This window comes from Bacteroides sp. f07 (assembly GCF_042854785.1).
Taxonomy (GTDB): Bacteria; Bacteroidota; Bacteroidia; order Bacteroidales; family Bacteroidaceae; genus Bacteroides.
On sequence record NZ_BAABXI010000003.1, the window covers coordinates 892,301 to 913,215 of the forward strand.

The 20,915-nt window shown below is 39.9% G+C and carries 12 protein-coding genes and 2 pseudogenes; 8 read left to right on the forward strand and 6 right to left on the reverse strand.

Going from position 1 to position 20,915, the window contains the following annotated elements:
• Nucleotides 1-16: 16 nt before the first annotated feature.
• The 3 genes from ACGHVY_RS23220 (at nucleotide 17) to ACGHVY_RS23230 (ending at nucleotide 4,884) form a co-directional block, all read left to right on the forward strand.
• Complete coding sequence (locus ACGHVY_RS23220) at nucleotides 17-1,996, forward strand: fumarate reductase/succinate dehydrogenase flavoprotein subunit (protein WP_308745032.1); 1,980 nt, start codon at nucleotides 17-19, stop codon at nucleotides 1,994-1,996.
• Between the two features lie 36 nt (nucleotides 1,997-2,032).
• Nucleotides 2,033-2,788 carry a succinate dehydrogenase/fumarate reductase iron-sulfur subunit gene (locus tag ACGHVY_RS23225; protein ID WP_308745031.1) on the forward strand — a complete coding sequence of 252 codons (756 nt, stop codon included), beginning with the start codon at nucleotides 2,033-2,035 and terminating at the stop codon, nucleotides 2,786-2,788.
• Nucleotides 2,789-3,108: 320 nt separating this feature from the next.
• Entirely contained in the window at nucleotides 3,109-4,884 is a 1,776-nt protein-coding gene (locus ACGHVY_RS23230) for an oxaloacetate decarboxylase (protein ID WP_390601904.1), read from the forward strand.
• Between the two features lie 103 nt (nucleotides 4,885-4,987).
• Here ACGHVY_RS23230 and ACGHVY_RS23235 read toward each other — a convergent pair whose 3' ends face one another.
• A complete protein-coding gene (locus tag ACGHVY_RS23235; protein ID WP_308745029.1) occupies nucleotides 4,988-5,485 on the reverse strand; it encodes an HU family DNA-binding protein in 498 nt (165 codons plus the stop codon).
• Between the two features lie 349 nt (nucleotides 5,486-5,834).
• Between ACGHVY_RS23235 and ACGHVY_RS23240 the strand changes: the two are divergent.
• Nucleotides 5,835-6,305 (forward strand): annotated as a pseudogene (locus tag ACGHVY_RS23240) (ATP-binding protein); the annotation flags it as partial.
• Between the two features lie 363 nt (nucleotides 6,306-6,668).
• On the opposite strand, the gene ACGHVY_RS23245 reads toward ACGHVY_RS23240, so the two are convergent.
• Nucleotides 6,669-6,890 (reverse strand): DUF4248 domain-containing protein, encoded by a 222-nt coding sequence (locus ACGHVY_RS23245; protein WP_004302664.1) that lies wholly within the window; start codon nucleotides 6,888-6,890, stop codon nucleotides 6,669-6,671.
• 196 nt (nucleotides 6,891-7,086) lie between these two features.
• Here ACGHVY_RS23245 and ACGHVY_RS23250 point away from each other — a divergent pair.
• Nucleotides 7,087-7,170 (forward strand): annotated as a pseudogene (locus ACGHVY_RS23250) (tRNA-dihydrouridine synthase); the annotation flags it as partial.
• On the opposite strand, the gene ACGHVY_RS23255 reads toward ACGHVY_RS23250, so the two are convergent.
• Nucleotides 7,160-11,350, reverse strand: a complete 4,191-nt coding sequence (locus ACGHVY_RS23255) for a two-component regulator propeller domain-containing protein (RefSeq protein ID WP_390601905.1) — start codon at nucleotides 11,348-11,350, stop codon at nucleotides 7,160-7,162. The pseudogene ACGHVY_RS23250 and the gene ACGHVY_RS23255 sit on opposite strands and share 11 nt — an antisense overlap.
• Nucleotides 11,351-11,711: 361 nt before the next feature.
• Between ACGHVY_RS23255 and ACGHVY_RS23260 the strand changes: the two genes are divergently transcribed.
• Genes ACGHVY_RS23260 through ACGHVY_RS23270 form a run of 3 tightly spaced genes read left to right on the forward strand, consistent with a single transcriptional unit; the run spans nucleotide 11,712 to nucleotide 15,127 of the window.
• Nucleotides 11,712-12,686, forward strand: a complete 975-nt coding sequence (locus ACGHVY_RS23260) for a fimbrillin family protein (RefSeq protein WP_008646713.1) — start codon at nucleotides 11,712-11,714, stop codon at nucleotides 12,684-12,686.
• Nucleotides 12,687-12,738: 52 nt separating this feature from the next.
• Nucleotides 12,739-14,325 (forward strand): fimbrillin family protein, encoded by a 1,587-nt coding sequence (locus ACGHVY_RS23265; protein WP_008646714.1) that lies wholly within the window; start codon nucleotides 12,739-12,741, stop codon nucleotides 14,323-14,325.
• 25 nt (nucleotides 14,326-14,350) lie between these two features.
• On the forward strand, nucleotides 14,351-15,127 hold the full coding sequence (locus ACGHVY_RS23270; protein WP_004302668.1) for a hypothetical protein: 777 nt from the start codon (nucleotides 14,351-14,353) through the stop codon (nucleotides 15,125-15,127).
• Between the two features lie 110 nt (nucleotides 15,128-15,237).
• Here the strand turns inward: ACGHVY_RS23270 and ACGHVY_RS23275 are convergent, their stop codons facing one another.
• The 3 genes from ACGHVY_RS23275 to ACGHVY_RS23285 are packed head-to-tail and all read right to left on the reverse strand — an operon-like array spanning nucleotide 15,238 to nucleotide 20,906.
• Nucleotides 15,238-16,038, reverse strand: coding sequence for a sialate O-acetylesterase (locus ACGHVY_RS23275; RefSeq protein WP_004302669.1), 801 nt, complete (start codon nucleotides 16,036-16,038; stop codon nucleotides 15,238-15,240).
• Between the two features lie 16 nt (nucleotides 16,039-16,054).
• Nucleotides 16,055-19,021 carry a DUF4982 domain-containing protein gene (locus tag ACGHVY_RS23280; RefSeq protein ID WP_008646715.1) on the reverse strand — a complete coding sequence of 989 codons (2,967 nt, stop codon included), beginning with the start codon at nucleotides 19,019-19,021 and terminating at the stop codon, nucleotides 16,055-16,057.
• 1 nt (nucleotide 19,022) lies between these two features.
• Nucleotides 19,023-20,906 carry a hypothetical protein gene (locus ACGHVY_RS23285; protein ID WP_390601906.1) on the reverse strand — a complete coding sequence of 628 codons (1,884 nt, stop codon included), beginning with the start codon at nucleotides 20,904-20,906 and terminating at the stop codon, nucleotides 19,023-19,025.
• Between the last annotated feature and the right edge of the window lie 9 nt (nucleotides 20,907-20,915).

Below are 20,915 nucleotides of genomic sequence, written 5' to 3' on the forward strand. Positions count from 1 at the left end.
AATTGTAAATAATATTATGATCAAGATAGATTCAAAGATTCCGGAAGGCCCAGTGGCTGAGAAATGGACTAACTATAAAGCTCACCAGAAATTGGTGAACCCCGCTAACAAGCGTCGTTTGGATATCATCGTTGTGGGTACGGGTCTGGCAGGTGCTTCTGCCGCTGCTTCACTCGGTGAAATGGGTTTCAGAGTGTTCAACTTCTGTATCCAGGACTCTCCGCGCCGTGCACACTCTATCGCTGCACAGGGTGGTATCAATGCTGCTAAGAATTATCAAAATGATGGCGACTCCGTTTACCGTCTGTTCTACGATACAGTAAAAGGCGGTGACTACCGTGCCCGCGAAGCTAACGTATATCGTCTGGCTGAAGTATCCAACGCTATCATCGACCAATGTGTGGCTCAGGGTGTTCCCTTTGCCCGCGAATACGGCGGTACGCTGGACAACCGTTCTTTCGGTGGTGCCCAGGTATCACGTACTTTCTATGCTAAAGGTCAGACAGGTCAGCAGTTGTTGCTGGGCGCCTACTCCGCACTGAGCCGTCAGGTGAACGTAGGTACTGTAAAACTGTACACACGTTACGAAATGCAGGACGTTGTCATCGTTGACGGACGTGCCCGCGGTATCATCGCTAAAAACTTAATCACAGGTAAACTGGAACGTTTCGCCGCTCACGCCGTAGTTATCGCTACCGGTGGTTACGGTAACGCTTACTTCCTGTCTACCAACGCTATGGGTTGTAACTGTACGGCTGCCATCTCTTGTTACCGCAAAGGCGCTGTATTCGCTAACCCTGCATATGTTCAGATTCACCCGACTTGTATCCCGGTACACGGTGACAAACAGTCCAAACTGACTCTGATGTCCGAATCTCTCCGTAACGACGGTCGTATCTGGGTTCCGAAGAAGAAAGAAGACGCAGTGAAACTCCAAAAAGGCGAAATCAAAGGAAGCGATATTCCTGAAGAAGACCGCGACTATTACTTGGAACGCCGCTATCCGGCATTCGGTAACCTCGTTCCGCGTGACGTTGCCAGCCGTGCCGCCAAAGAACGTTGCGACGCAGGTTTCGGTGTAAACAATACCGGCTTGGCTGTATTCCTCGATTTCTCTGAAGCCATCAACCGTTTGGGCATTGACGTTGTTCTTCAACGTTACGGTAACCTCTTCGATATGTACGAAGAAATCACTGATGTCAACCCGGGCGAACTGGCAAAAGAAATCAATGGGGTGAAATATTATAATCCGATGATGATTTATCCGGCTATCCACTATACAATGGGTGGTATCTGGGTAGACTACGAACTGCAAACCACTATCAAGGGACTGTTCGCTATCGGTGAATGTAACTTCTCCGACCACGGTGCAAACCGCCTCGGTGCTTCTGCATTGATGCAAGGTCTCGCTGACGGTTACTTCGTATTGCCTTACACTATCCAGAACTACCTGGCAGACCAGATTACTGTTCCTCGTTTCTCTACTGACCTTCCCGAATTTGCTGAAGCAGAAAAGGCGGTTCAGGCTAAGATTGACAAGTTCATGAGCATCCAAGGTAAGGAATCAGTTGATTCTATCCACAAGAAACTGGGGCACATCATGTGGGAATACGTAGGTATGGGACGTACGGCAGAAGGCTTGAAGAAAGGTATCGCCGCACTGAAAGAAATCCGCAAGGAATTCGAAACTAATCTGTTTATCCCTGGTTCTAAAGAAGGAATGAACGTAGAGCTTGACAAAGCAATCCGTCTGTACGACTTCATCACTATGGGTGAGCTTGTTGCTTACGATGCATTGAACCGTAACGAAAGTTGTGGTGGTCACTTCCGCGAAGAATACCAGACCGAAGAAGGAGAAGCAAAACGTGATGACGAAAACTTCTTCTACGTAGCATGCTGGGAATATCAGGGCGACGATGAAAAGGCTCCGGTATTGTACAAAGAACCGTTGGTTTACGAAGCTATCAAGGTTCAGACCCGTAACTACAAGAGCTAATCGGTGAAGTTAAACATTAAAAAGAATTAGAAGAAAATGGATAAGAATATATCATTTACACTGAAGGTATGGCGCCAGGCCGGCCCGAAGGCTAAAGGTGCTTTTGAAACCTACCAAATGAAGGATATCCCCGGTGATACTTCATTCCTTGAAATGCTGGATATCCTGAACGAACAGTTAATCAGCGATGGAAAAGAACCTATCGTATTCGACCATGACTGTCGCGAAGGTATCTGCGGTATGTGTTCCCTGTATATCAACGGACATCCGCACGGTCCTGCAACAGGTGCTACTACTTGCCAGATTTATATGCGCCGTTTCAACGACGGTGACACAATCACTGTTGAACCTTGGCGTTCGGCAGGGTTCCCTGTTATCAAGGACTTGATGGTAGACCGTACTGCCTATGACAAGATTATGCAGGCCGGTGGCTATGTAAGCGTCCGCACAGGTGCTCCTCAGGATGCCAACGCTATCCTGATTGCAAAACCTATCGCTGACGAAGCTATGGATGCCGCTTCCTGTATCGGTTGCGGTGCTTGTGTAGCTGCATGTAAGAATGGTTCTGCCATGTTGTTCGTTTCTGCAAAGGTCAGCCAGTTGAACTTGCTCCCGCAAGGTAAACCGGAAGCTTTGCGTCGTGCAAAAGCCATGTTGTCCAAGATGGACGAGCTGGGCTTCGGTAACTGTACCAACACTCGCGCTTGCGAGGCTGAATGTCCGAAGAACATTTCTATCAGCAACATCGCCCGCTTGAACCGTGACTTCATCATCGCGAAATTGAAAGACTAAAAAACTGCTAGTTTTCGAGTTGAGAGACAATTTGATTAATGACAGAATCCCCTGTCGGCGTGCCGACAGGGGATTTTTTTTCACCATTCTCACTTAAAAGGTTGTTCTCTTACATAAAAGCCAATTACCCACCCGCTGAATCAGTTTAACATAAGACCAAGCCTAAACAGGAGCGAAAAACTCCTATCTACTTACATTATGATATATAACATATCTTTTCACCTATATTACCAAGCATTTAATTGACTATATGTCAGAATATTCCTTTATATTTGTATATGTGAAGTTAACCGAAAAAAGAACGTTTAATGCTGACTACAATGAAAAAGGAAATTAAGTTTAGTCTTGTTTATCGGGACATGTGGCAGTCTTCCGGTAAATATCAGCCGCGAGTTGACCAACTAGTACGTATAGCTCCTTTAATTATTGAAATGGGGTGTTTCGCACGAGTTGAAACCAATGGGGGTGCTTTCGAGCAAGTAAACCTGTTATACGGTGAAAACCCTAACAAAGCCGTCCGTGCTTTCACTCAACCTTTCAGAGAAGCTGGCATCCAGACGCATATGCTTGACCGCGGTCTGAATGCGTTGCGAATGTATCCTGTTCCCGCAGACGTGCGCAGACTGATGTATAAAGTCAAACATGCACAAGGCGTAGACATTACACGTATCTTCTGCGGACTGAATGAGACGAGAAACATAATTCCTTCCATTAAGTATGCTTTGGATGCAGGCATGATACCACAAGCAACGCTCTGCATTACTTACTCTCCGGTGCATACCGTTGAATATTATGCCCGGATTGCCGACCAGTTAATTGCTGCCGGCGCACCGGAAATCTGCTTAAAAGATATGGCAGGCGTGGGACGTCCGGGTATGTTAGGACGACTGGTCAAGACTATTAAAGAAAAACACCCGGAGATATTGATACAGTACCACGGTCATAGCGGTCCCGGATTATCTATGGCATCTATCCTCGAAGTCTGTGAGAACGGTGCGGATATTATCGATGTAGCCATGGAGCCCATGTCCTGGGGCAAGGTTCATCCGGACATTATTTCCGTACAGGCAATGTTAAAGGACTTGGGATTCCAGGTTCCTGACATAAACATGAAAGCATATATGAAAGCCCGTGCCATGACGCAAGAATTCATTGACGATTTCTTAGGTTATTTCATGGACACCACCAACAAGTATATGTCCTCACTTCTATTAAAGTGTGGTTTACCGGGTGGAATGATGGGGTCTATGATGGCAGACCTGAAAGGTGTACATTCCGGCATCAATATGATATTAAGAAGCAAGAACGAACCGGAACTCAATATTGACGACCTGCTTGTCATGCTTTTCGATGAAGTGGAATATGTATGGCCCAAGTTAGGCTATCCCCCTTTAGTAACCCCTTTCAGCCAGTATGTAAAGAACGTTGCATTAATGAACCTCATGCAACTGGTAAAAGGCGAAGAACGCTGGACAATGATAGACAATCACACCTGGGACATGATTTTGGGCAAAAGCGGACGTCTTCCCGGCACTCTTGCACCGGAGATTGTGGAACTGGCAAAATCCAAAGGATATGAATTTGTCGATACAGACCCGCAGTTGAACTATCCGGATGCTTTGGATAGCTACCGCAAGGAAATGGACGAGAACGGCTGGGAATATGGAGAAGATGATGAAGAACTCTTTGAATTGGCTATGCACGACCGTCAATATCGCGACTATAAATCGGGCGCTGCCAAGAAGCGTTTTGAGGAAGAACTGCAACGTGCCAAAGATGCATCCATGGTAAAGAATGGCTATTCGGAAGAAGAGATAAAGAAACTGAAACGTGCGAAAGCCGACCCCGTCATTGCCCCCGCCAACGGACAAGTACTTTGGGAGGTGTCCGTAGAAGGGCCGTCGACCGCGCCATTCATCGGGTGCAAATATCAACACGATTCTGTACTATGTTATCTTTCCACTCCGTGGGGAGAATACGAAAAAGTATTTACCGGATTTACCGGGCGTATTGTTGAAGTATGCGCACAGCAAGGTGATAATGTCCATAAAGGAGATGTGATAGCTTATATCCAAAGAAGTGACATTTTCGCATGATTAATAATTAAGTAATAAGAAATGCACAGATTATCGGTTATTAATCCGATTCTCTGTGCATCACTACTACTCTAAAGCCACTTCCAAGACAAAACCAGCCTAATTATGCAGCAGGATCCGGTGTCTCACCGTCATCCCCTTTCCCATCATCACCGGAACCCGGATTTCCGCCGGTATTACCACCGTTACTACTTCCATCCGTATAATCCGTTTCAATCTCCACACGACGGGTGATGCTCATATCTTCCAACGTATTCTTGAAAATTTTTCCCGGATAGAAGTTAATCTTCCTTTGAATGATTGATTTCGCCGACACATCTTTCGCATCATCTGCACTTTTCGTGTGAATAGTGGGATTAAAGATGCCAAACTCACCTAATTGTACGCTCTTTCCGTCGTCAATATCCTCTGCCATAATATCCACCAGGCCACTGACTACTAGATCTACCACCTTGCGGTGAACGCCACAAAGTTGACTTACTTTACGACACATTTTGGTGAAATTTACTCTACCAGAACGAACCGATTTCGCTACATACTTCTCGTTTTTGTCCTTGTCAAAACCGAACACACGTTTTGTTACTACATACTCTAAAGCCATAATTGTTAAAGTTTAAATGGTTAAAAAAATAAGGGTTATCTGTATGCCATTCTCTTTGTTTGAATGACTCTGCAAAGATATAACGGGGCACATACCGCCCAGTCCCCTTTTGTCCCCATTGTGTCTTCTTTCGTCATCTATGAGCTATCAGAATGAAACAGTAACGTACTAATTATTAATCAAATATACAAATTAATTAATTTTCGGAGAATGCGTTCATACTATACTTGTCACCCAATAAAAGTATAACAATACAAACTAACATATATACAACTAACAACTTTGTTACTAACAAACTTATTAGTTATTTCAGAGATCACATTTGCTCATTGCAACAAAGAGAATTATCATGGAAAAACCTTTTGTTTTTGGTGTAGCCACCTCCGGTAATAACTTTACGGACAGGGAGAAAGAGACTTAACGTTTACTCCTCAACTTTGCACATGGAGTAAATACAGTACTTATTTCTCCTAGAAGATGGGGAAAAACATCGCTCGTTAAGAAAGTAGCCCAGCTATCACAAGATAATAAGAGGAAAGTCGTTTATATAGATATCTTTTCTTGCCGCACCGAAAGTGAGTTTTATCGTCTCTTTGCCACCTCTGTCTAGAAACAAACTTCTTCCAAATGGAATGAATGGATTGAGAATACGAAACAATTTCTTTCACACATAAATCCTAGAATCTCTATTGGAACGGATCCAATGAACGATTTCTCTATTTCATTCGAGTACAATATGCAGAATAATGCGGAAAATAACATCTTGCAGTTACCCGAAAAAATTGCAATAGAGAAAGGAATACAGATAGTCATTTGCATTAAATTAAATACTATATTCCACAATACGCACTTTCCCGTATTAGATTTGTATCAGCCCGATAAAGTGTACCAACTAAGAAAGTACATATTATTTGTATAACATTATTTTACCACTTCACATGCGTAACAAAACGAAATTCAAGTCAGAAACATCCCCTTACACAAAAAAAAGTTTATCTTTTATATTAAATCCCCGTCAACGTTTCTAATAAATTCTTGCACCGTTTATTATAAACGGTATCCGAGTTTATTATAAACTCTAACTTCCCTTTTCCATAGAAAGCAATCGAATATATACAACAAAAAAGGCTGCAAAACTCCTAAAAGTTTGCAGCCTCAAGCCCATTGGCGGGTTACTTATACCCTAATCCTCATAAGGATCTCCTAGATGTTTTGTTATAATCTTATACTGTTTTGCAGTCAGATACCGATGATTATACGGCAAGTACCCTGTTGGTATAAGTTCTTTGACCAACGGGTTGCAGTCTTTAATCCATCGGCTCAGACAACGCACTGCATTTTTACTAGTTGTACATCCGGGGAAGTACATCACAGCGAGTACGGCAAAAGATAAGAATCGTTTCATTCGTTTTTAGTTTTTTTATTCGTTGTTTTATGTTTCACATCTACAAATATACAACATAAAAAAGCCTTTGTCAAGTCCTAAAAGACTACAGGCGTTCATTAATAAATTAACGCCACACATAAGTCACTGTGTGTCATATCCTTACTAATAAAGATTTACCTATAATGCCTGAGGGTACTAATCTGTCTCCAGCTACAAAGAGTGTTTTGACTGCTATGGAGTAGATGCAGTGATGATTGGCCGTGCTAGCTTCGGTCGTCCATGGATATTCAAGAAAGTTCTCCGTTCATATTTTCCTCGGTATCAACCTTCCCTGCACTTTTCCTGTATTGAGAAGGAGATTTACTAAATGAATTCTTGAAACACTTACTAAAATAAAAGGGGTCATTAATACCTACCTGAAAACCAATTTCTGATACATTCATTTCGGTCGTTAGCAACAGTTCTGCAGCCTTCTTCATTCTAAGTACTCGCACGTACTCATTAGGAGAGCAACCTACGATGCCTCTTAGCTTGTTATAAAACGTAGTACGTCCGATATTCAATGCCGAAGTATACGATTCAAGTTTGAACTCAGCATCACCCATATTCTTCTCTACGATGGCATTTACTTTATCCAAAAACGCTTTATCCCTGTCAGTGGCACTTATCAGCGGCTGTAACGTACCCGGCTCAGTAGCAAATTTTCGTTGTAATTTCTCACGTTGTTCAACCAATTTCACAATACGAGCCAATAAATATTTCATACTAAAAGGCTTCGTTATATAAGAATCCGCTCCGGCTTGAATACCTTTCAACTGATGTTCCTCAGATGAATAAGCCGTTAATAAGATTACAGGAATATGACTAATGTTGAAATTGGCCTTTAAACGCTTTGTAAATTCCAGCCCATCCATCTCTGGCATCATCACATCACAAACCACAATATCCGGCTGTTCCCCTATTAACTTTTCAAGTCCCTCTACTCCGTTAGAAGCCGTCGACACAGTAAAATACTTCCCAAGTTGAGCTTCAATAAGGTTACGGACATCATCGTCATCATCAATCACCATCACTTTATATTCTTTAAAAGGTTTATTTACCGATGTTCCTAGAATTTCTGCCGCACGTTCCTCTGAAATAGATATATCAGTAGTCAGTTCCGTCATCGCAATTTCTTTATCTTCCTTTATAGTCTCTATAATGTCGGCAGGGTCATAATTTTCATCCGACATCGGGATAGTAAGTGAGAAGCAAGCACCTCCCAACAGCGAATCCACATAAGTTACCTGTCCTTTATGTACCTTAGCCAATTCCGCGGTCAAATGTAATCCGACACCAGTTCCCTCCGATGCATAATGAATCTGTTCAAAACGTACGAACAACATTTTTTGCTTATCAGCAGACACTCCCGGACCATTATCCGAAACACTCATCGTAAAGGTGTCATTTACCACTGAAAAGTCAAGTTTCATCACAATCTTACCCCCTATCGGAGTATTCTTAAAAGCATTGGACAAAAGATTATAAGCAATCTTATCCATTTTACTCCTATCAAGTAGCATAGTCTGTACAGGTTTATTAGATTCAAACAGATATTCTATTTGCTTCCTGGCAGCCATATCCTTAAACGTCAGATAAATATCATAAAAGAAGCGTTTCGTATCTGTTCGCTCAAGTTTTAGTTCCATCTTATTATTCTGTAAACGACGAAATTCCAATAACTGATCTACCAATCGGAGCAAGCGCCCCGAGCTTTTTGAAAGCAGACTCAACTGTTTACTTACAGAAGAAGGCAGATCTCTTTGATTAACCAAATCCTCAATCGCCCCACGAATAATCGTCAACGGAGTACGAAACTCATGGGATATATTCGTAAAAAAACGCAATTTATACTCGGTCAATTGTTTCTCGACCTCCACTGCCATATTCAGACGATGCATCTTGAGAACAAGCCTCGATGTGAAATAAATGATGATTATCCCAAGGACAATATACAAAAGAATAGCTTCAGTAGACTCCCACCAAGGTGGAAGAATTATAATCTCCAAAGTTGTTTCCTGATCACTCCAAACTCCGAAACTATTGCATCCTTTCACTTTGAAAAGATACTTTCCCGGAGGAACATTTCTATATGCAGCTACATTATTACGTGATGATCTATTCCAATTAGACTCATATCCGTCTAAATAATAAATATATTGATTAAGCTCGGGAGCATGGAAGTTCAGCATCGTACATTCCAAATTAAAGGAATTCTGATTATATGCCAGAACCACCTTCCGGGTATTGATAATACTCTCAGTCAAAGGAGAATCCAGGCTTTCCGGTGTCACAGGATTTCCATTAATCAAGAAACCGGTAATTGCCACTTTTGGAGCATATGTATCAAATGTAATACCGGATGGATTAAATGTATATACTCCGTTATAACTGCCAAACATCAATTCTCCATTCTTTTTTTTCCAACAAGACAGCTCATTAAATATAGCAGCATGGCGGTTGTTTGAGAATATAAAATTCTCAAAACGCTTAGTATTTAAATTAAATTTCGAGATACCACTCTCCGTACTTACCCAAATAAACCCTTCTTCATCTTCCAAAATAGCTTGAATCGTTTCATTGGATAAACCGTCATCTGCCCCATAATGTTCAAAAGTAGATTGTTCTAATGATTCCCCTTTCACTAACAAATTAAGTCCTCCTCCGGTAGCTCCTAACCAAATACGCCCTTTACTATCTTCAAAGACAACCTTAACCTCATTGTGCCCCAAAGATTGTTGATCTTCAGCATACAAATGCAAAACCTTAAAATTCTGTTGATCCTCTATCAATCCATCCGGATCAAAAACAATAACTCCATCATTAGTTCCTATCCATACAATCCCTGTCTTATCTTGAATAATAGAACGCATCATATTCTGATGTCTATTATCAAAACTGAATTGCTTGAACCTCAACTGTTCCCGGGAACCTTCCGCAAGATGCAGCCCTCCACCAAAAGTTGCTAGCCACATACGATTTTTACTATCGCGCATTATGGTAAAGATATTATTGCTCGAAGATGATTGCCTGGTCTGATCATTCAGCGTATATTCTTTTATTATCCTGTCTCCTTGAGGAGATAGAATTAATAATCCCCCTCCTTTTGTTCCCAACCATTTATAACCAAGAGTATCTTCAGCAATTGTAAAGGGTAAACCACCTGTAATACGATGCTTATATAACTGATGTAAAGTAGAATCACAAACTTGCAAATTTCCATCACGCGTACCAAACCAATATCTTCCCTCTACATCCTGATAAATTAAACGAACAGCATTATCCCTATCAGCATTACCACCAGGAGTTGGATAAAATATATCAAAAGGATAATTGGTTAAAGAGATCTTATTCACTCCTCCCAACTCTGTACCTACCCAAACTTCTCCAGAAGTATCCTCAGTTATACAGAGTAAGTAATTAGTGGATAAATCTTTATCGGCAGTATAATGGTATTTTTTTCCCGTATTCTCATCAACAGCAAATAGGCCATTACCAAATGTAGTTATCCAGATAATATCCCTTGAGTCATGATATATCTGGAAACGTTCCTGATTTATTAATGAAAGGACATCAGCAGGAATCAATGTCAAAGGCTCAAACGTATTATCAGTATGATGTCTCCATAGCACTCCCGACATATTATATACCCAAATGTGCCCCTTATTATCAATATAGAAGTTCGCATTACGCGGACTTGTCCCCTGAAAGAATCTTTCTGGGGAAACCCATGTTTTATTAATAGTATCAAATACAAACATACGTTCATTTGTAGCAATCATAACCAATCCGTCATTTAACACACATGAGCGGGCATGTCTCGCAGGTTCCGTTTGTGTAGGAACAAATAAAATAGCAGGCAAGAAATATTTCCGCAAATTATCAAAAATCAGAATACGATCTCCAGCTATAAAATACAAATCATCTAATTCCTGTGCGCCCCAAAATGTTGTTCCCTCCAACATTGTATTCACCTTATCATGAGCTACCATGAACAATTCTTTATCAGCTCCTATCCAAACTCTACGATCCGAATCTTCAAAGATAAATGTCACCGACTTATCCCGCAATTTCTTCTCTGTCGGTCTCCAAGAAACAAGTTCTCCATCTATGTGGCTCACACGACAACATCCTTTATCTCCCCACATCCACACATCACCATTAGAAGTAACCATTATTTGGCTAAAAATCTTAGTAGTATTCTGCGGATCATAATCAACAATTTTTTCCAATTTCATATCATAGCAGAAAAGAGTATTTGAGAAAGTACGTATCCAAATATAGCCATGTTTATCTTCGGTAATACTGCGAATTCTACTATCCGGTGATGATTGAGAGGTGGCAATTCCCGGCTGTATCACAACAAAATCCTTTCCGTTATAACGATTCAAGCCATTAATTGTTCCCATCCACATAAACCCATGACTGTCCTGCATCATACATCTAATTGTATTCTGTGACAAACCGTTGCGATCTGTGATAGTACTGATATTTAAAACATCAAAAGCAGCTACTCGACTGCAAAAAAGCAAAAGAATTAGGATTATACGGGCACTCCACATGGTGTTTTGATTTAAAGAATAACGCAAATATAAACGATAATATCGAAAAATCCTGCACAAAATCCCTAAGAATATGGCATTTTATGCATGTTTGAACTGGGGTACATGGAAATGTACAGCCGTCAAGGTACATTATAAGCAAATCGCATACCTTTGCTCTATACAAAGTCAGAGAGACCTATAAATAAACAGGGAATATATAACAACCACATTATTTATATATAAAACAGTAACGTTTATGAAAAACATGTATTTAACAGTAGTACTAGGAATACTGGTTCTCACCGGATGCAACAGCAATGAATATGGTGGACCAGATACCCCTGGTGCAAAAGCTGAAATCTGGGGAAGTATAAGCAGTCCTCAAACACGCTACCACGGCTCCATGTGGGGTCAGGGAGAATGTATAGGTGTATCCGTTACCGGAGGGGATACAGGAAGCACTAATATCTTATATCAATGCTCCGGAGAAAACGAACAACTTTTTACTGCTGTAGGTGACCATAATGATATTTATATCAAAGGAAATGGTAAAGTCTCACTGACTGCATATCACCCTTACACCGGTATCAACGGTACAGCAGGAGGGCTTGTTACAGTAGACACCAAAAGTGAAAATCAAACCGCAACTAATCAACTCAATATCGATTGGTTGTTTGCCGAAGCCACTACTACCCGAAGTAATCCTCTGATCAATTTTCAATTTACACATCAACTGAGCCAACTTAGCTTGATTTTCAAAAATAAAGATGAGAGTAAACCCGAAAATGTTTCTTACACTTTAAAAGGATTTATCACAAAGGGATTCTTCAACACCTCAAATGGCACAACCTCTTTAGGAACAGAAAGCGAAGATGTAAGTGTACTAGTGAATGACAATACATCAACAACTTCGACATTAATTTTATTACCTCAAGAAGTAGTACAAACTACAATAGAAGTGGTAGCCGATGGGGTTTTTTATGAGAAAACAATAGATAATATAACATTAGAAAGCAATAGAAGACACCTATACACGGTTACTCTGGGAGGAGAGGGAGAAAATCCTAGTATTACCATCACAGAAAGTGGCATCACAGATTGGCAACCTGGTAATGGAGGAAATATTAACTCTACAACTGATGCTCCTGAAACAGATACCGCTTTTGATTCTTCCTATTGGAATAACTCAGGTGAGACACAAGATATAAAATCGCAATCAACCGAAAAATAAAAATAAGGAAATATTTTCCCTCATTTCTAATAAATATAAAAAACAAGAAGATATGAAACGAAATATATTTGTATATACAATAGCACTCGCATGCTCTTTACTTATAGCGGCATGTTCACAAGACGAGAACATTACTCTTTCAAACAATGATAAAAATAAGATTCTAATTAATATCACAGATAAAGCTATATATAATAGTAGCAAAACCCGTGCAACAACAGATGAAACATATAAAACAACATTCGAAAACGAAGATCAGATAGGTTTGTTCGCCGTTAAAAATGGAGAAATTGCAGGCTCAATTAATAATGTATGCCTAATTTACAACAAGACTCACGATGTATGGATACCTGCAAATGGCTCTTTATTTTATAGCAGCGAACTGGAAGGAGCCACTTATTATGCATATTATCCTTATAAAGAGGAAGTTAGCAATTCTTTTAAAGCATCCATTGAAAACCCTTTTGCAGAAATCATAAGTAACTGGAAGATAGGTGCTAATATGAGTGGAAGTGAATATACCCAATATGACTTGATGACAGGCTCTGCAGAAGCTGAACTATCCGGTAAGAATTACTCACTCAATCTAACATTAGAACATCAAATGGCAATGGTAGTTATTCAGTTACCGTCCACCACATATGAATTTACAAACCAAGGAACAACAATAGCTCCATACAACATTCCTGCTGCTAATCCAACATTCAAGCTAACCAAAGGAGAAAGTGAGAATATAGAAGTGCAACCATATTATGAACCAAGCACAGATAAATATCGCTTATTGATAAACCCTACAACTACTTATAAAATAAATGGCACTTTCATTTCAAGCGAGAACAAGCAGTACGAAATCGCAATTACAGGAATAGAAAAAGGAACATACGCACCATACACTGTTGATGGTGGAACAAAGAAAATACAGCACGAACTGAAGATTGGAGATTTCTATTGTGCAGATGGCACTTTAATTAAAGCAGATCAAGATTTAGAATCAGAAGATAAAACCAAAATCATTGGGGTCATTTATCAAATAGGGACCACTGAAGCTATAAGAAAAGACTATCCTGAATGTACGCACGCACTGGTATACGCATTAAAACGTAACGAAGGAACCGGACAAAGATGGGGAACCGTATCCAGTGTTAGCAATAAGACATGGTATACAGACATTCTTCCTGCACCAGTCGGTACAAGTTCAGTCAACGGGCAAAAAATTCCAAATGAAGAAGAGTTTTCAAATACTGGCTACCAAGATACCAAAGCATGGTTAAATTCAGACATCGCTGTTGTTGGAGCAGATATCAACTCTGTTGTAAAAGAGAAACTTTCCAGCTATTCAGTCCAGGCTCCATCATTCACGACCGGTTGGTATGTTCCATCAGTCAAAGAGCTACTTATCATACAAGAGCAAAATACCACTATCTCAAGCAGCTTAACCAAAGCCGATGGAGAAACGCTATGGCAGGATTCTTCATGGGAGCGATTAACTTCCGGAAGTGGTTATTGGACATCCACACTACGTAGTGAGTCAACAATATGGGTATATACCGGACTTAATGAGGAAGGACATCGAGAAAAGAATTATCTTGCCCTCAATCTAAAAACAAATTCATACTACCGCTTCGCACTAGCATTTTAACACTTAAAATATCAAGAATAGCATTATGAAAAAGATTATTTTAATTATCTCATTAATCACCCTTAGTCTGACAGGCAATGCACAGATTATCAAAAACAATCTCCTTGATGGATATAAAACCGGAGACAAGTTAGAGAAATCGGCATATATTGAGCCTAAAGCAATGATTCAAGAAAATACTTGGTGTGCTGCCTATACTAAAGATCCCAAAGCAGCAACAACATCAAGTCCCATAATTGGAAAAGAACTAAGTTACCCCGAATATCAGGAAGGTGGTCCATCCATACAATTCGGATTTGAGGATGGGATAAAAGGGACACGTTCCAGTGTGTATTCTATGACATCATCCGGCAAAACATATCGGCAAGGTAGTTATTACCTTGCTTGCCTTGTCAACTTCTCAAAATTAGGAACTAAAAAACCTAGTGAATTTTTAGCATTAATCGCTAACCATGTAGGCGGTAGTGCACGCGGAAACATATATGCACATCGTAATGAAAATGGCAAGTTAAAATTCACAGTTGGACTAGGTAAGAATCGTACGGAAGTTCCCAATGAATACGATTTCAAGAAAACCCATTTACTCGTATTAAAAGTAGACTACACTAATAATCGAGTAGAATTATTCGTAAATCCGTCTCTAAAAGGAGAAGAGGCCCAATCTGATGCCATGGCTAAAGGAGAAGAAGGTGCATTAAAAGCAGGATTAAAAGCAATATCTATCAGAAATAACCACACATATCAAGGAAATATTGGAAATATTCGTTTCGCCGGCCGCTGGACCGATATTACTACTAAATAATACATAATATTAAAACACTATTTCCATCATAAGCTCTCCCTTATTTGCTAGATATACATTTATTTCCAGATAAACAAGGGAGAGCTTTTTGCACAAATCTTTCTAATTCATCATTTTTTTAATAATCTTTTTGCGGCTTCTGCATAACGTCTGCCTAGTATTATTTGGCTGTCTGCATCAAAATGAGGATCTTTCTCATTCTTCAGTGGCTTTAGCCCCTCGGACGAAACACAGGCGCTATTTGGAAGAAAAGAAGAAATATCCTTAATCATATCGTTAAATGGTTTCGTTCCTTCAGGTATATAAGGCTTCTTTGTCCAGTTCCATTCTGCCAATTGTCCTACAATAACAGGTAAATCAGGTATTCCCAAATCATTACGAAGATCCGTCATTAGCTTTATTATTTTCTTTTTATATCCTTCAGGATACTGACAATCTGCCTCTCCCTGATGCCAAATAATAGCTTTCAGTTTGCCATATTTCATTGCTTCCTTAGTTCGGCGTAAAGCTTCATTATAATAGAGCCCACCTGTTTTTTCTGTGCTCTTCAACCAAGAGCGGATGGAAGTACCGCCACGAGCATTTACTATCAAGCCTACCGGATGTTTTTTAGAAGCCATTGCTTTAGCAAAACTATATACAGGTCCCAAATATTCACCGGTAAGTCCCCTTCCGATAGTAGAATAACGATTTAAAGGATTTACTGCTAGCTCAAACTGGTCTTCGGCATTTAATAAATAAACATTCTGCATCGTATCCATCACCGCCGGAGAAAGTTTTCCTCGTCCGGCCATGTTAGATTGTCCAATACAAAGATACAAATCCATATTCTTCACAGGCTTGCCTGCATATACCATAGGTATTCCCAGTAACAATATCCCTACAAAAAGGGTGATTACATTTTTTCTCATTTTATTATTCTATCTTTTAAAAATTCAACTTACTATTTTCCAAAAATTCAACCTCAATAATTGGTAAATAACGTTCTTCATCCGCCTTTTCCTGTACGCGTGTATTTGATGCTTTATCTTCTACCTCAACAATTTCTCCGAAAGCATCTTTCACACTAACAGATCCCTTCAAACGGATAGTTATATTATCCGTACGCATCGGCATTGTTTTCAAATGTATATATCCCAAATTTCGTTCTGTCTTTCCACTCCAAACGAGGGTATTTCCTGCATATACCTCTAACGGATAACTATTCTTACGCCACCCTCTTAACTTCAAACAGACATCATCAATATTCGCCTCACGTTCAAGCTGATAAGTAATCCAAGCCGTACTAAGCTGCCCATCATTAGTCCATTCACTAAGTTCATCATCATCATAACTTTTCGCTACATTCTGGCTATTAGCACCTGCTTTAGCCGAAACAATGCCTATATTAACTTTTTTATCTCTATATGAAGAGGATAATGGCGTTTCACCTTTATCTAATCGTCCTTTCAATGTCATTTGTGGCAAATAGTTACTTACCCCATCAACTTTTTCCACCGGAATAGTTTCTAAGGTTATAGAAGCCTCAGGAAGGCCTTTCGCTTTTGCTGTAAGTATCAATTTCCCGGCTTTCGTTGTACTACGGATAAGAACACGATTTACTCCACATTCTACAGGTAAGTCCTTACTAAGGATATAATTATCCTCACCCTGCGCAATACCACCGCGCCATTCAGCTTCACCTTTCAAATCAAATTTGACAATCCGATTATCCAATGGACAACGTTTTCCATCCTTATCTACTACCTCGAATTGAATAAGTGCCATATCTGCTCCATCGGCATGAAAACCTTCCGGATTTTGTATAGCTGTCAATCTTATATTTGTAGGCTCACCAACAGTAGTCAAGACATAGCGGCTCAATTCTTTTCCAGCCTTATTATAACTGACAGCCTCCAGTTTACCCGGTTTAAATGCCACTTTATCAAAAGTAAACAAAAAATCATACTCACGTTCTCCTTCACCTAATAGCCGGTCGTTCAAAAATAATTCCACTTTTTCCCCGGTAGATACTACATATACAGGTTTCACCGTATTTTCCGGATAATTCCAGTGACCAATTATATAAGTCTGTTCAGATTCTATATCTACCCAACCATTCCACATCACCTGATGCGCAAAGAACCCGTCTTTCTCTATACGCATAGCATCAGTCACACCACTACGACGATAATTTTCTGCTCCACGAAAGTGTGTATTACTATCAGAGAAAATAATCTTAGTTCCTCCAGCATTGATTCTCAATCCAGTCCCTGGACGCTCACGCCAATAATCATACCAGCGACGGACTAATTCAACCGCAAACATATCCTGATTATGATTATAGCTCTTGGCAGATCCTCCACGGTGTAAAGGACCGTCACCTTCCTTATGATACGGATAACTATAATCATCCCAATATTTCCTTAATCCTTCATCTCGACAATATTCCATTGACCACATCGGATGATGCCTACTCTTATTAACATAAAGCATTTCACCACCATATTCTGCTTCACGAATATCAAGCATCTCACGAGAACCAATAGCACGTCCACCATAAGGATCATATTTATCACGTATTGCTTTCATTTCCAACATATGTTCACGCTTAATCCCCTTATTTCCACATTCATAAAACAAAATACTCGGATTATTACGATTATAAATAATTGCATCACGCATCAGTTCTGTACGTTGTTCCCATTGACGTCCCTTGGAATCCCGCTCCTGATCACCTGCTGGCATTGCTTGTATTAATCCGACACGATCACACGACTCCACATCCTGTTTCCACGGAGTAACATGCATCCAACGCACGAGATTAGCGTTACTTTTCACGACTAAATCATTAGAATAATCACTCAACCATGCAGGAACAGACATTCCAACTCCCGGCCACTCATTAGTTGTACGCTGTGCATAGCCTTTTAAATGAATCACACGGTCATTCAGCCAGACTTTACCTTCGCCAAATTTTGTTTTTCGAAAACCTGTTCGAGTATTCACTTCATCAACAACCTCATTATCTGCATTTACCAACTTTGTTTTTACCGTATATAAATAACCATATCCCCAACTCCAGAAATGAAGATTATTCACTTCAGCCTCCGCTTTTATAATCTTTACCTCTTTTGATTTCAAGCACACATCAGGCCCCTTGAATACTTTGACATTTTTTCCATCTGCATCTACTAAAGTTACCAAGAAACTAAATTTCCGTGATTTATGACTGTCATTCTTCACTTCCGATTCCACATGAATTTTAGCCTTCCGGTTTTTAATATCAAAATCTGTTGCATAGACATAAAGTCCAGTTGTTTTCAAATTATTATATAGTGGCAAAGTCTGATATACATCATTCGTCACATGCAAAAAAACATTTTTAGGAATGCCGCCATAGTTACAATTGAAACGGTTATCATGCCATTGAAATTTTGTATTTGTACTTACTTCCTTATAGCTCCAGTCATTATCTACACGTACAGCCATAACATTATCACCATTTTTCATATAAGGAGTTAAATCAAATCCCACCGCCATAACTCCATTTTCATGCTTGCCCAAATGATATCCATTCAAATAAAAATCAGCTCCCTGACGAACTCCTTCAAACTCAACAAAAACCTTACGAGCATCTAAAACTGCAACTTTAAAGTGCTTACGATACCATACTATTGTATCAGTCAGTTGGTCAATGGCAACTTTAAAAGACTCATTTTCATTAAAAGCTCTTGGAAGAGTCACCATATTCCAATCACTATCCTCAAAACCAACAGCTTGTGCATTGGGAACATCACCTATCTTCAATAGCCAGTCACTATTGAAATTATATTTTTCACGTCCTGCCGCACACCCCTCTGACAGGCTGAAAACGCATAGAATAAATGTTATTACTAAAATTCGCTTCATCATCTTATTTTTTTATCAAATCTGATCCAAGATAGTATCCTAATTGTGTAGGTTGATTATAACCTATATTCTGATTGACAGCACTCATCTCATAGACATGATCACTCATCAAATAAGGAAACTTATATTCAGTAGGATACCATGTACTAAAAATGCGCAGTTCTGTGCCATCCTTGGTAATCATAATAACCTCTTCACGCCAATCTCCGGTGATATCACCATAGAAACATGGATTGGATTTGGTACCATTAACAGTTGTCACATCATATCGATAAATAGTAAACATCCTGTCATTAGAAGCATTCTTCACAGGCGCGTCAATTGCACTTTCATTCAAAAGTTGCCTGTTCAAAGAACCAGACCACCAAATCGCCATATTGCAGGATTGTGACTTATAACCCAAGTCTACTCCAGTACATGAATATACATTACTCCTGAACCACCACATTTCGCAACCTGGAGACTCCGGATCTATATCAGCAACTAATGCACGTCCTATATCCGAAGAATCATCGTATTTCCATATTACTTCTCCTGTGTGAGCATCTCGGAAAGCCGCCCCGACTGCTCCCGTCTCAAAGCAAGACCAAATCTGTAACCCCGGTCTCGACGGATCGAATTTACCCAAATGTAATGCGTCTCCATGACCAAAACCTGAATTGTTCAATCCTTTTCCATCATGATCAATAGTACAAGCACCATATACAACCTCATCTAATCGGTCACCATCTACATCACCCACACTCAAACTATGATTCCCTTGTCCCGCATATGAACCATGAATACCATCCGTGGTATCAAATCTCCATCGTTTCGTCAATTTTCCACTCCCAAAATCCCATGCCTCCAAAACCATTTTATCATAAACTCCTCTACAAATCAAAATCGAAGTATTTGTCCCTGAAAAATTTCCCAAACCAACCCGATAACTGCTGGAACGTTTATAATAATTGTCTCCCCAATCCTCACTTGTCCCTAAAGAAATATAATTTGTACGAGCCAATTCTTTCCCTGTAGCTCCCTCTATGACAGAAAGAAATTCCGGCCCACCATGAATGTAATTTTCTCCAGGAACCCGATAATCAGTCTTTCCATCTCCATCAATATCCCCAATTTCCGTTCCATCACCAAATATCGTCCCTTCGGAAGTACGAAGAGCAATCTCGCATTTTCCGTCTCCATCAAAATCATAGACTGCAAACGAGGCCGAGTTCCCCATAGGAATATTAGGACCTGAAGCTATTCTCCACATAAATTCCCCATTCAACTTATAAGCTTCAAATAAGGTCGTATGTCTGACCTCGCTCGTTGTACTACCTTCACCTCCATCTGTTGTCGAAGTATGCACCAGTCTCTTTAAAACAATTTCATAAATTCCATCTCCATCCAGATCACCGACACTAGCATCATTAGCTTCATATAGAAGCAGAGGGCTCACATTTACTGTACTCTGCAATGGAATTGATAAATATGGTAGTCCTTCACTAGCCTGCCGAGCCGTAATTGTATAAGTATCCAATGTTTCATTACTATTGGCATAGCATAATCTATATGTATTATCAACAGTACGATCTGCCTCTACATCCTGATAATTAGTAGAGTTCTTTATTGGTTCTGAGTTCAACTTTATTTCCATAGTATTACCACTGGTACGATACAAATCAAATGCTGTAGAAGCATCATCAATAGGAAACATACGCCAACTAACTAATATCTTGTCATTAAATTCTCTAAACTTCTTCAACGAAGCATCCGGACGACTATTAATAGATGCCCATAACATCCGTTTCAAAGGAGAAGCCATATTAGTTACCGGAGAATAATCAGGTATTTCCGAAACTGCCGATTCATTAACAATTATCTCATCATCTGTACAAGATGTAACCATACATAGACC

Bases quoted from the DNA above. Each gene is read 5' to 3' on its own strand.
- ACGHVY_RS23260 (WP_008646713.1), top strand. From the start codon at position 11,712: ATGAAAAACATGTATTTAACAGTAGTACTAGGAATACTGGTTCTCACC.
- ACGHVY_RS23270 (WP_004302668.1), top strand. From the start codon at position 14,351: ATGAAAAAGATTATTTTAATTATCTCATTAATCACCCTTAGTCTGACA.
- ACGHVY_RS23265 (WP_008646714.1), top strand. From the start codon at position 12,739: ATGAAACGAAATATATTTGTATATACAATAGCACTCGCATGCTCTTTA.
- ACGHVY_RS23255 (WP_390601905.1), bottom strand. From the start codon at position 11,350: ATGATGCAGGACAGTCATGGGTTTATGTGGATGGGAACAATTAATGGC.
- ACGHVY_RS23285 (WP_390601906.1), bottom strand. From the start codon at position 20,906: ATGGTTACATCTTGTACAGATGATGAGATAATTGTTAATGAATCGGCA.
- ACGHVY_RS23275 (WP_004302669.1), bottom strand. From the start codon at position 16,038: ATGAGAAAAAATGTAATCACCCTTTTTGTAGGGATATTGTTACTGGGA.
- ACGHVY_RS23280 (WP_008646715.1), bottom strand. From the start codon at position 19,021: ATGATGAAGCGAATTTTAGTAATAACATTTATTCTATGCGTTTTCAGC.
- ACGHVY_RS23230 (WP_390601904.1), top strand. From the start codon at position 3,109: ATGAAAAAGGAAATTAAGTTTAGTCTTGTTTATCGGGACATGTGGCAG.
- ACGHVY_RS23225 (WP_308745031.1), top strand. From the start codon at position 2,033: ATGGATAAGAATATATCATTTACACTGAAGGTATGGCGCCAGGCCGGC.
- ACGHVY_RS23245 (WP_004302664.1), bottom strand. From the start codon at position 6,890: ATGAAACGATTCTTATCTTTTGCCGTACTCGCTGTGATGTACTTCCCC.
- ACGHVY_RS23220 (WP_308745032.1), top strand. From the start codon at position 17: ATGATCAAGATAGATTCAAAGATTCCGGAAGGCCCAGTGGCTGAGAAA.
- ACGHVY_RS23235 (WP_308745029.1), bottom strand. From the start codon at position 5,485: ATGGCTTTAGAGTATGTAGTAACAAAACGTGTGTTCGGTTTTGACAAG.